The organism is Streptomyces cinnamoneus, from assembly GCF_014650495.1.
Lineage (GTDB): Bacteria > Actinomycetota > Actinomycetes > Streptomycetales > Streptomycetaceae > Streptomyces > Streptomyces cinnamoneus.
The window spans coordinates 105,882-115,998 of sequence record NZ_BMVB01000022.1 but is presented as its reverse complement, the minus strand read 5'-3'; the positions used below and the strand labels follow the sequence as shown (position 1 = coordinate 115,998).

Genomic DNA, 10,117 nt, shown 5'->3' with positions numbered 1-10,117 from the left:
CCACGCCTGATCGGTTAACTCATGCCGACGAACCACACACCACCAACGAGCACAACGACTTTGCGGACACGGCCTAGGACCGCGTCGCCCTCTCGCACTCGTCCCCGGAGGACTCGCCCCGCCCGACCGGCGCGCTGCGGTCGTACGGGTCGACCTCCGTGCCGGCTCCGTCCGCCCGGCGGTCCGTGCCGAAGGGCGGGGTGAAGTAGCCCGTGGGGGCGCCGCAGCCGCCGTTGGTCATGTGGTACTTGTGCGAGACGATCGAGAACGTGCCCGGCTCGGTGATCACCTTGTCGGGGTCGTCCCAGTTCAGGACCAGCTCGCGCCGGACGATCGTGCGCACGATCTCGTCGCCGCCGCCCGCGTCCGCGCGGGTGACCGGGTAGACGAAGGTGACGTCGGCGGTCACCTGGAGCGCGCCGCTCTCTCCCTCCCGGTAGGTGAGCTGGCCCCGGGTCTTCACGACGTCGCCGACCAGGCGGGTGCGGGAGGGCTGGAAGCGGCTGAAGAGGAGGAGAGGGTCGTTCTTCTCGCTCGGGGCCCGGAAAGCGGTCTTCAGAAGGTCTTGGACGTCCTTCTGGTGCGGGTTGATCAGTGCAATCGCCTTCTCGGGGCTCTCGCCCCGCAGCACCTCGCGGTCCAGGCCGGACGCGACGAGGAAGTCCCGGCTGCGGGCGAGGGCCCGCTCGACCTCGGCCGCGCTCATCCAGCCGACCGCCCCGGCCTTCGGCACGGTGATCCCCGCCGCTCCGTTCGCCCAGCTCGCCGCCGGCGAGCCGCGGAACGGCTCGTCCATGGTGGGGCGTTGGGCCGCCTCCGCCGGTGGCGCCTGGGTCGGGGCGTCGGCGCCGGCGAACAGGTCCACTATCCGCCCCGGCGCGAGCGCCACCACCAGCAGCACCAGCGAGGCCAGCAGCCCGACCACGTACCAGCCCGTGCGCCGCTTGGGCTGCGCGGGCGTGTAGCTGCGCCAGCCCTCCGGGCCGCGGTCGGGCTCCGCGCGCAGCCGCTTTGCCACATCGCGGGCCCGCGCCGACGGCTCCTTGGGCGCGTCGGCGACACCCGCCACCGACTCGCGCAGAAACCGCTCCCACTCCTCGTCGGACCTGGACGAGCCGTCCGGCTCCGTACCCGCACCCATCCCCAACCCCTTGTCAATCAGTAGTCCGCGGCCCACTCCCCAGGGACGCGCCCGCATGATGACACGGAGCACTGACAGTGAGGCCGACTGGGCGGACGGTGTGGGCGGTCAGCGCGCGGACGTTGCGGTGTCCCGCTTCACCGAACGGGCCGCCGAAGGAGGCTCGGTCCGGATCGCGCCTGGACGTGGAGATCACGGGGCTGGTCGGCACCTACACCGACCCGCGCCATGTGATCGCCTACGTGCCGCCCACTCGTAGACGTAGCGGTTGGCGGGACGGTCGAAGGCGACGGATACCGCGTGAGGCGGCAGGTCGAATTCCTGTTCCGTCCAGTGGAGGAGTGCCGCCGCCAGAGCCTCCGGCTGGTAGTCCGCTTCGGGGAACTGCACGCGGTGAACCGTGATGAGGGTGTGCGGGCCCGGTGCGGCAGTCGTGAGGGCCGGGGCGGCCAGGGTCAGGCCGTGGTGGAGCCAGGTCGCTTCGGCGGGGGACAGGCGCTTGCCCTCATGGTCCGTGGGGGGATGGGCGAGGACGGGGCCGGCGTCGAGCCATACCCCGTCCGCGACCTGCTCACCGCGAGCCGGCGGCCCGGGCGTCGCCGTCGCCGATGCCGTCAGCGCGATCCAGATGCCCCACGGGCCCCGAAGCAACCGGTACCGCGTCGTGCGCGGCGCCTCAAGCATCCGGGGACGGCGCCTCGGCGATGCCGATCGGGCAACTCACGCCCGTCCCCCACGGGGGTGTAGCCATGTGACCCATGACGACTCTCAAGGTGACACGAGCCGCGATCTACGTACGGATCAGCCAGGACCGGGGCGGAGCCGGTCTGGGCATCGCGCGCCAGGAAGAGGACTGCAGGGCGCTGTGCGCCCGTAAGGGGTGGGACGTCGTCGACGTCTACCCGGACAACGACGTCAGCTCGTATTCGGGGGCGCCCCGGCCGAAGTGGCAGGAGCTCCTGGAGGACATCGGCCAAGGGCTTGTCGACGCGGTCGTGTGCTGGCACGTGGACCGCCTCACGCGCTCACCGCGTGAACTGGAAGACGTGATCGACTTAGCGGACAGGCGCGGGCTGGAGCTGGCGACGGTCAGCGGTGAAATCGACCTGGCCACTCCGACAGGCCGCATGATCGCCCGGATGCTGGGCGCCGCAGCCCGCCACGAGGCCGAGCACAAGGCCGCACGTCAGCAGAGACAGCGCCGCCAGGCCGCGGAAGCGGGGAAGGTGGCCGGTGGCGGCAAGCGATCGTTCGGTTACGAGGACGACCGAATGACCATTTGCGAGAGCGAAGCGGAGTACGTGCGGGAGGCGGCTCGTCGGACACTCACGGGGGAGAGCCTGGCGAGCATCTGCCGAGACTGGAAGGGGCGGGGCGTCGTCACCGTTCTCGGGATTCCGTGGAAGCCCAGTGGGATGCGTCGCGTGCTCGCGTCCGCACGGATCAGCGGGCGCCGTGAACACACGCCGCGTAGTTCGTGGGAGGGCACTCGTCCGTTGCTGGGGGAGATCGTCAGCGATGCCGTGTGGCCCGGAATCATCAGCCATGAGGACTCGGATCGCTTGCGGGCGCTGCTGAGCGACCCGACCAGGCGCAAGCACCACGGCAGCGGACGCACCTATCTACTCTCGGGCATTCTTGTAAGGAGACCGCACTGCCCGGCGGTGGCTGAGGGGGAGCGGGCAGCTGCCGCGATGTGGCCGGGCGCGGTGAGGGCGCTCCGCTCAGCTCGCGTGTCGTCGTGGCCAAGCGTCCGGCTGACCGTGATCTGGGCCGTAGGTGCGCATAGAGGCTGCTCGCTGGTTCCGTAACAGGACTCGCTGGGCGTTAGTGCAAGAGTTCGCCCGCCAGCCGGGTAACTGCCAGCCCTTACAAGCCGCGTCGTCTGGCGAGTCAGCGGACTTTGTGAACTTTTTGACTCGACCGGCCGGGTCGTGCCGAGCCCGTCCGCGTTATCTGTACGCGGTGATCCATCCGCCCCGCCGTCCTGGGGCGAGTCATGCTCTCGGACCGATCCGACTTGCGAGAAAGACCTCATGTCTCAGCCCCAGATGTCTCAGCCCCAGTGGACGAACCCCGCGCCCAAGAAGCGCATGTCTACGACGAAGATCCTGCTGCTCGTGCTGGCCGGTGTGATGGCCTTGGCCTTCGCGGGCTGCACGGCATTAGTCGTGGGCGTGGGCAAGGCGGTCGACGATGAGGTGAGTGGTCAGCCGAAGAAGGTGTCGGGCAAGGGGGTCGACGACGGTAAGTCGGCGACGCTCGGCAGGGACATCGTGAAGCTCAACAACGGCCTGGAGGTCGCCCCAGGCATCCCGGAGAAGTACTCTCCGGACGAGACCGCTGCCTCCACCGACGCGTTCAACTACAAGGTTCGGGTGACCTTTACCAACAACGGCGACAAGGACATCGACCTCAATCTCGCCACCATCAAGGCCGCCACCGATGGCGGCGCAACCAAGGAGATCGTCGACAGCGTGAACAACGTCGGCATGCTGAACGGCGGCACCCTTGCTCCTGGCCAGACCACGAAGATGACGTTCGGCTTCTCGACGGAGAAGAAGCCGACGTACGTGAACGTGGATGTCACTCCGGGGCTATTCAAGACGGCCCACTTCACTTACAAGTTCTGATGGCCAGGACGACACGTAGAGGATGCCTGACGCTGCCCATTCAGGGCTTGGCCAGGCTGGCGGCGCTTGTGACGCATGGCAAGCCACCTCATCCGGCCCGCCGCAGCTCACCGGCGCTCCGGACGAGGTCCGCCACCGCCCTCACGGTCTCCGCCGGCCACAGCAGACGCACCACCCCCGACCCGTCCGCACGGGTCTGCGCCGAGCTCACCAGGCCCGCCGTATCCAGACCGGCAGCGGCAAGGGCGCCGGTCAGCTCTTCCGCAGCGTCGCGGGCCTCGCGCCAGCCGCTGACGTAGTCCACGCCGCGCACCCAGAGCACGGCATCCGGGTCGAACTCGCAGCCCGTCACCTCGAATGCCTCTTCACCCGACGCAGACATCTTCCACCCCTTCAGTCTTGGCTGATAACTGATCAAGGAAAGGGGCGCAGGCCAGCAACGCACGACGAGAGCCCCGGTACCATCGGCACCGGGGTCACCCGTGATTCCCTGCCGGACCGCCCCCAGGCCCGCCAAGGAATGTGGGGTGGTCCGGTTCTGCTGTTTGTGGTGCGGTCCGGTTCCCCAGGGGAGCTGAGGAACCGGACCGCTTGCTCCCTCCGACGCGGTGAGCCGTTCCGCCCGTGAGTCGGCGAATTAGGACGGACGCCGCTCATGAGCGGTCGCGTCGAAGGAGTCGAGGAGGCGGAACCGTCGTTCAGCCGACGTCGTCCGCCTGGTCCGGCAGGATCCTCCTCATCCGTGAGGCCCGGACGTAGTCAATCGCCGCGAACCTGAAATCCTGGTGATCAGTGGCCTCAGCGTGGCTGGTGGCCCACAGGTCCGCGTCGCTCGCGTCCGGCTCGGGCGCGGAGAAGTCCCGGCACACCCGGCACTCGACGAGATGACGCGGCGGGTTCAGCGACGGGGCCATCGGGTGCAGCATCCACTCGGCCGCTGGCTTGCTCATCAGCGGGCCTCCTGCCAGGACTTCCCCCAGCCGCGCTGAACCGTCACCTCGTGGTCGCGGCCGACACGCAACGGGTCCCCGCCCTTGAACACCACGACGATGTCCCGCCCGCGTTCGCGAACCGCCTTCACTTCCCGCCGCACGCGGCCGTCATCGACCACATCACCGCTGCGCAGCATGTACGCCAGCAGACGCATTACCGCCACCTCCCATCCGGCACGGTGATCACGGCCCACACCGACTTGCCCACGCCTCGCCGGGCGCTGACGCCCCAGCGGTCGGAGAGCGCCTCCACCAGGACCAGGCCACGGCCCCCCCGCCTCACCCGGGGTCCGCATCTGGGGGTGGCGCCGCTCGTCGGTGTCGTCCACGGCGAGCCGCACGCCCTCGGGGCCCCGGCAGAACGAGGTCTCGATGTCCCGCCCCCGCACGTAGGCGTGGGTGATCGCGTTTGTGACCAGCTCCGAGAGAACCAGCACCGCCGGTTCCTCGATCGCGGTCAGCCCCCACTCCGCCAGCGCCGCGCGCAGCTCATCGCGCGCCAGGCCGACGGATCGTCTGTGTGTCGTCCAGCGTTGTACACGGCGCGTCTCACCGCACCTGATAGCCGTACTGGCCCCACTCATAGGTCTCGACCGTCCTTCGAGAGCACGGATAAGTGACGTGAGCGCAGGTAGGGTCGCCGACACGAGGCAGACCCGAGCCCATGTGGCTCTGCTGTCGCTCACGCAGCGAGGATCGCGCCGGTGATCGGGACGGGGAAACCTCCCCCAAACCCCATTCTGGGACGTCCCGTAGGCGGTAGAACGTCCCTAGCGATGTCCCCGACGCCGGGAGAGACTGAGACGTCGAACGAGAGGCTTCGAGCCGCCATGGCCGCCGGAGGGTGGACGTACGCCACCCTTGCGGAGAAGACGGAAGTCGATCCCAAGTCCGTTGAGCGATGGGTGAATCAGGGGCGTGTGCCCCGCCGTGCGACGGCTGTGCAGGCGGCGGAGGCGTTAGGAGAAGACGTGCACGCACTTTGGCCGGCGCTCCGGCAGGCACGTGCCGCACGCGCTGTCAGTCCCGAGCTGGTCGCGCTCTACGACCAGCGCGCGGACGCTCCGGTGTCCCGCTACACCGACCTGTTCGCTCAAGCCCGCGAACACATCGACGTACTCGTCTATGCCGCCGTCTTCCTGCACGAGGCGTACCCCCGCCTGAACGATCTCCTTCGTGAGCGAGCCGCTGAAGGATGCTCGGTGCGGATCGCGCTGGGTGACGCCAACAGTGAGAACGTCCGGCAGCGCGGCGAGGAAGAGCGGTTCGGCCACGGCATCGAGTCCAGGTGTCGACTGGCCCTGATGCACTACCGGCCGTTGGCCGGGGTACCCGGCATCGAGATCCGCACCCACGGGACGACGCTGTACAACTCCCTCTACCGGGCAGATGATCAACTACTGGTCAACGCCCACATCTGGGGAGCGAACGCGTTCGCAGCGCCCGTCTGGCACCTTCGTCGCAACGGTGACGGAGGGGTCTTCGACACGTACGCGCAGAGCTTCGACGCGGTGTGGGCGACAGCGACGCCCGTCCAGGAGGAGTGATCGTGTCCCGCACCGAGTACTACGACGACCCGGAAGCCCCCGAGCCCAACAGCATGGTCGTCGCCGCGTCCGCTGTCGTGACCGACGAACAAGGCCGCATCCTGCTGCAGCGGCGGCGCGACAACGATCTCTGGGCCCTGCCCGGCGGTGGCATGGAGATGACCGATTCCCTCCCCGGCACGGCCGTGCGCGAGGTCAAGGAGGAGACCGGCCTGGACGTCGAGATCACGGGACTGGTCGGCACCTGCACCGACCCGCGCCACGTGATCGCCTACTCGGACGGGGAGGTACGGCGACAGTTCAACGTCTGCTTCACCGCACACGTGACGGGCGGGGAGCTTGCGATCTCCGACGAATCCACGGAGCTGCGATTCATCCATCCCGACGAGATCACCGAGCTCCCGATGCACCACACCCAGGAACTCAGGATCCGGCACTTCCTGGAGCGCCGGGAACACCCCTACCTGGGATGAGACCTCTAGGTGTACATGTATTCTCTCTCGAATTTGTCCACCTCGCGAGCGACGGTCCTGCATGTATCTCGAAATGCGTCAGGAGTTAGTAGTGCACTCCTCATGTTCTGCATGTAGTCCAGAACGTTGTTTCCGTTCGAAAACTTCTTGATGCACCAGAACCCGAGAGGCTTTCTGGCGTTCTCGCGGAGCGCGTAGACTAGCAAGGCTTTAGGAAAATCCCCAGGGTCATTTTCTTTTATGGCGGCCAGGCATGAAAACTCCCAGTATTGACCTTCATTGAATGGGGTAATCCAGACTCTCTGATGTGTTTCTTTTTCGTTGCCGGAAAAGGTGAAGTTAACCTCGGCGTGTGCGGGGTCGACCTCGGCTACCTTGATGTCGGCCTGATAGGCGAGAGTTGTAAGTCGATCGCCGAAGCTGCTCATTGAATCACACCTCCCGTGCATTTATAGTTAGCGAATATGTTTTATGGCCGACGCACACGTGGCCTTTTTCAATTCTCCTACTGTCAGGCTTCGTTCGCATCTGGAGCCGCCGCGGGCGGACTGGGTCATAGCCGCAACGGCTGGAGGCTTGGCGAGTGTTTCGCGGGGCCAGCTTCCAGGGTGTTGTGCTTAGTTGCGTTCGGGTCGGCGTGATCCCCTCGATGATCTTGGCCCCACCCTAGCCAAGCTAGTGCTGCTACCTGCCCCGTTGAGATTCGGCCCGAGCGGGAACGTCACTCTGAGGCTTGAGTGCGCTCGGGTGGGTAGTAGTACCTGCCGCGGTCGCGTGGTGGTTGATCAGGCTGCCACTGCCAGATGGACCGGCGATGGCGGCGGTGCAGGTCATGGTGAAGTCGCAGGCGTGTGAGCCACCGAATCTGCGAGGTGTCCTGGACGTACAAGGGGGTTGCCACGATGAGCCGTGGGAGGATTCGCGACTCGGGAATGTGGAGATCTACCCGAGCTAGCCCCTGTGCCCGTGCCCGATGCTTTGGTGCGTGGTGGCCTTCAATAACGTTAAAAACCCATCGGGCTACTTGATCAGGGCGGTTGATCCGTGGCGCTGCCAAGGCTTCCGCGGTCAGTGCTTCGGGGATGTCTGTGTGTCCGTGTGCATCGGCATTATTGATCTTAAGGATCAGGTCATGTAGCCATTCGGTGCCTGACCCCATCCTGCCTGCCGTCGCAGTCTTCTTGAGTAGATGTTCCGTAGAACCGCACAACATCAGATCGACAGGTATTCCATCCGGACTTCGCTCTCTCCGCAAAGAGCCGAAGAAGAGCACCACATCGTCGAGGTCGGGGAGGGCGCTGTCCTCGTGGGATGTGCTCCAGCCCATCTCTATGTCGAAGAAGATCCATTCGCCAGTCGCTAGCTCGGGAGCGTAGAAATGTGCTGCTTCACGCTCAAGCTGCCGTCGTACTTTCCGGAGCCTATGGAGTTCGGATTCGGTCGGATTCCGTGGCGGAGCGGGGGATAATGCCACCGATGCGACCTGTAAGTCCACTTCTGCGCTTACCGCTGGCATGCGGCGTGGGGGGCGTGCCGGAAAGAAGGCATCCAGTCTACGCCGGGAGAAGTAGATCATGTTGTTCCACCGCATGCATACTCCCTAGGCTCAGTGGCACCTGGATAGCGCTCATGGCATAGATCCTCAACGGCCCGCCGGATGGCTAGCCTTCCCAGCGTCGAGTGACTCAATGGTCAGGTCAACAAAGTGCTTAGAGCTCGTAACAGGATCATGGTCTGCGGTTCTTCAGGCGTCGCCAGCAGATGAGTCCGCACGCGAGTGAGGCAAGGGCGTCGTGCAAGTCGAGGCGTCGTTCCCATCGGATGCTGAGACGCTTGAACTGGTGGAGGAGGGCGAAGGTCTGCTCGACGACGTAGCGGAGCTTGCCCAGGCCGTGGATGTCGGGTGAGCCTTTGCGGGAGATGACCGGCAGGATGCCGCGTTTCCGCAGTTCACGACGGTTCGGATTGCTGTCGTAGCCCTTGTCTCCGAGTAGCGATTCGGGGCGCTTGCGGGGACGGCCGGGACGGCCGGCGACCGGCGGTATGCCGTCGACGAGTGCGAGGGTCCGGGTGACGTCGTTGACGTTGGCTGCGGTGGTGATCACCCTGAACGGGGTGCCGTTGCCGTCACAGATCAGGTGATGTTTGCTGCCGGTCTTGCGGCGGTCGACCGGCGAGGGGCCCGTCGCCTCGCCCCCTTTTTCGCCCGCACGTGGGAGGCGTCCACGCAGACGCGCGACCAGTCCAGTTCTCCGGCCGCGTTCAACTCGGCCAGCAGCAGGCGGTGCAGTGTGTCGAAGACGCCGGCCTCGTGCCAGCGGCCGAGGCGGCGCCAGCAGGCCTGGCCGGAGCCGAAGCCCAGCCCCAGTGGGAGCTGCTGCCAGGTGATGTTGCAGTGCAGCACGTAGAGGATGCCCTGCAGACACCGCCGGTCATCCACCGGACGAGGGCCCGGCGAACGCTCCGGCCACGGAGGCAGAACCGGCTCGACCATCGCCCACAAGTCATCGTCCACGATCCACGGCCTGATACTCACACTCTCACGAACGGCTGAATCGTCGTACGAGTCACGCCAGACCAGCAACGCTCACCAAGATCCTGTTATGAGCTCTTAGCCGCCGTCCGGCGCAGGCGCGATCCCCGTAGGGCACGCCCCGCCCCAGCCCTCCTCCGACGGGTCACCCAGCTTGACCCCCGTCCCCCCGATCCCGCAGTACCCAGCCGGGTTCTTCGCCAAGTACTGCTGGTGATGCGGCTCCGCGTAATAGAACGGCCCCGCCGGGAGGATCTCCGTGGTGATGGGGGCGTGGCCCGCCGTGGTGAGGACCGGCTGGTAGCGGTCGCGGGAGGACTCGGCCGCGGACTGGTCCTCGGGGGAGTGGGTGTAGACCGCCGAGCGGTACTGGGTGCCGCGGTCGTTGCCCTGGCGGAAGCCCTGGGTGGGGTCGTGGGACTCCCAGAAGAGCTTCAGCAGGGACGCGTACGGGATCCGGGCCGGGTCGTAGACCACCCGGACCGCTTCCGTGTGGCCCGTCAGGCCGCTGCAGACCTCGTCGTACGTCGGGTTCGGGGTGTGGCCGCCCTGGTAGCCGACCAGCGTCGTCCACACGCCCTCCGCCTGCCAGAAGATGCGCTCCGCGCCCCAGAAACAGCCCAGGCCGAAGTCGGCGACCGCCAGGCCCTGCGGGTAGGGGGCGGCCAGGGGGGTGCCCAGGACCGTGTGGCGTTCCTGGAGGGGGAACTCCGGCTCCGGGCGGCCCCTGAGGGCCTCCTCGGCGGTGGGCAGGCCGGTTTCGCGTCGTCCGAACAGCATCATGCTCCCTCCAACGGT

The 10,117-nt window shown here is 66.7% G+C and carries 13 protein-coding genes; 4 read left to right on the top strand and 9 right to left on the bottom strand.

Going from position 1 to position 10,117, the window contains the following annotated elements; genetic code table 11:
* Nucleotides 1-73: 73 nt before the first annotated feature.
* Together IE182_RS25450 and IE182_RS32865 are read right to left on the bottom strand one after the other, a co-directional pair.
* A complete protein-coding gene (locus IE182_RS25450) occupies nt 74-1,141 on the bottom strand; it encodes a hypothetical protein (protein WP_190112263.1) in 1,068 nt (355 codons plus the stop codon).
* A gap of 192 nt (nt 1,142-1,333) precedes the next feature.
* Entirely contained in the window at nt 1,334-1,825 is a 492-nt protein-coding gene (locus IE182_RS32865; RefSeq protein WP_190112262.1) for a hypothetical protein, read from the bottom strand.
* A 74-nt stretch (nt 1,826-1,899) separates the two neighbouring features.
* Here IE182_RS32865 and IE182_RS25440 point away from each other — a divergent pair, with 74 nt between their 5' ends.
* Both IE182_RS25440 and IE182_RS25435 read left to right on the top strand, forming a co-directional pair.
* Nucleotides 1,900-2,952, top strand: coding sequence for a recombinase family protein (locus IE182_RS25440; RefSeq protein WP_229845089.1), 1,053 nt, complete (start codon nt 1,900-1,902; stop codon nt 2,950-2,952).
* A gap of 282 nt (nt 2,953-3,234) precedes the next feature.
* Entirely contained in the window at nt 3,235-3,774 is a 540-nt protein-coding gene (locus IE182_RS25435) for a hypothetical protein (RefSeq protein WP_190112261.1), read from the top strand.
* An 88-nt stretch (nt 3,775-3,862) separates the two neighbouring features.
* Here the strand turns inward: IE182_RS25435 and IE182_RS25430 are convergent, their stop codons facing one another.
* The 3 genes from IE182_RS25430 to IE182_RS32940 all read right to left on the bottom strand — a co-directional run bounded on the left by IE182_RS25430 (nt 3,863) and on the right by IE182_RS32940 (nt 5,350).
* Nucleotides 3,863-4,156: a hypothetical protein gene (locus tag IE182_RS25430; protein ID WP_190112260.1), complete on the bottom strand. Its 294-nt coding sequence runs from the start codon at nt 4,154-4,156 to the stop codon at nt 3,863-3,865.
* Nucleotides 4,157-4,472: 316 nt separating this feature from the next.
* A complete protein-coding gene (locus tag IE182_RS25425) occupies nt 4,473-4,724 on the bottom strand; it encodes a DUF7848 domain-containing protein (RefSeq protein WP_190112259.1) in 252 nt (83 codons plus the stop codon).
* Entirely contained in the window at nt 4,724-5,350 is a 627-nt protein-coding gene (locus IE182_RS32940; RefSeq protein WP_506417124.1) for an ATP-binding protein, read from the bottom strand. Before IE182_RS32940 ends, IE182_RS25425 begins: the two co-directional genes overlap by 1 nt.
* 246 nt (nt 5,351-5,596) lie before the next feature.
* On the opposite strand from IE182_RS32940, the gene IE182_RS25415 reads away from it, so the two are divergent.
* Nucleotides 5,597-6,313: a helix-turn-helix domain-containing protein gene (locus IE182_RS25415; RefSeq protein ID WP_190112269.1), complete on the top strand. Its 717-nt coding sequence runs from the start codon at nt 5,597-5,599 to the stop codon at nt 6,311-6,313.
* Between the two features lie 2 nt (nt 6,314-6,315).
* Complete coding sequence (locus IE182_RS25410) at nt 6,316-6,786, top strand: NUDIX domain-containing protein (RefSeq protein WP_190112257.1); 471 nt, start codon at nt 6,316-6,318, stop codon at nt 6,784-6,786.
* A 5-nt stretch (nt 6,787-6,791) separates the two neighbouring features.
* Here IE182_RS25410 and IE182_RS25405 read toward each other — a convergent pair whose 3' ends face one another.
* From IE182_RS25405 to msrA, 4 genes are all read right to left on the bottom strand, one after another.
* Entirely contained in the window at nt 6,792-7,214 is a 423-nt protein-coding gene (locus IE182_RS25405; RefSeq protein WP_190112256.1) for a hypothetical protein, read from the bottom strand.
* A 293-nt stretch (nt 7,215-7,507) separates the two neighbouring features.
* Nucleotides 7,508-8,362 (bottom strand): SAVMC3_10250 family protein, encoded by an 855-nt coding sequence (locus IE182_RS32855; RefSeq protein ID WP_373303614.1) that lies wholly within the window; start codon nt 8,360-8,362, stop codon nt 7,508-7,510.
* 151 nt (nt 8,363-8,513) lie between these two features.
* Nucleotides 8,514-9,280, bottom strand: a protein-coding gene (locus IE182_RS25400; RefSeq protein WP_373303613.1) for an IS5 family transposase whose coding sequence is annotated in 2 segments (ribosomal slippage) — nt 8,514-9,002 and nt 9,005-9,280 — 765 coding nt in all. Because the reading frame shifts where the segments join, the coding sequence is not laid out codon by codon here.
* 117 nt (nt 9,281-9,397) lie between these two features.
* Nucleotides 9,398-10,099 carry a peptide-methionine (S)-S-oxide reductase MsrA gene (gene msrA / locus IE182_RS25395; protein WP_190112267.1) on the bottom strand — a complete coding sequence of 234 codons (702 nt, stop codon included), beginning with the start codon at nt 10,097-10,099 and terminating at the stop codon, nt 9,398-9,400.
* Nucleotides 10,100-10,117 lie beyond the last annotated feature (18 nt).

What these genes read in the sequence shown, in the direction of transcription:
- IE182_RS25435 (WP_190112261.1), top strand. Translation starts at nt 3,235, where the DNA reads ATGTCTACGACGAAGATCCTGCTGCTCGTGCTGGCCGGTGTGATGGCC.
- IE182_RS25415 (WP_190112269.1), top strand. Translation starts at nt 5,597, where the DNA reads ATGGCCGCCGGAGGGTGGACGTACGCCACCCTTGCGGAGAAGACGGAA.
- IE182_RS25450 (WP_190112263.1), bottom strand. Translation starts at nt 1,141, where the DNA reads ATGGGTGCGGGTACGGAGCCGGACGGCTCGTCCAGGTCCGACGAGGAG.
- IE182_RS25440 (WP_229845089.1), top strand. Translation starts at nt 1,900, where the DNA reads ATGACGACTCTCAAGGTGACACGAGCCGCGATCTACGTACGGATCAGC.
- IE182_RS32855 (WP_373303614.1), bottom strand. Translation starts at nt 8,362, where the DNA reads ATGATCTACTTCTCCCGGCGTAGACTGGATGCCTTCTTTCCGGCACGC.
- IE182_RS25405 (WP_190112256.1), bottom strand. Translation starts at nt 7,214, where the DNA reads ATGAGCAGCTTCGGCGATCGACTTACAACTCTCGCCTATCAGGCCGAC.
- IE182_RS25430 (WP_190112260.1), bottom strand. Translation starts at nt 4,156, where the DNA reads ATGTCTGCGTCGGGTGAAGAGGCATTCGAGGTGACGGGCTGCGAGTTC.
- msrA (WP_190112267.1), bottom strand. Translation starts at nt 10,099, where the DNA reads ATGCTGTTCGGACGACGCGAAACCGGCCTGCCCACCGCCGAGGAGGCC.
- IE182_RS25425 (WP_190112259.1), bottom strand. Translation starts at nt 4,724, where the DNA reads ATGAGCAAGCCAGCGGCCGAGTGGATGCTGCACCCGATGGCCCCGTCG.
- IE182_RS32865 (WP_190112262.1), bottom strand. Translation starts at nt 1,825, where the DNA reads ATGCTTGAGGCGCCGCGCACGACGCGGTACCGGTTGCTTCGGGGCCCG.
- IE182_RS32940 (WP_506417124.1), bottom strand. Translation starts at nt 5,350, where the DNA reads ATGAGTGGGGCCAGTACGGCTATCAGGTGCGGTGAGACGCGCCGTGTA.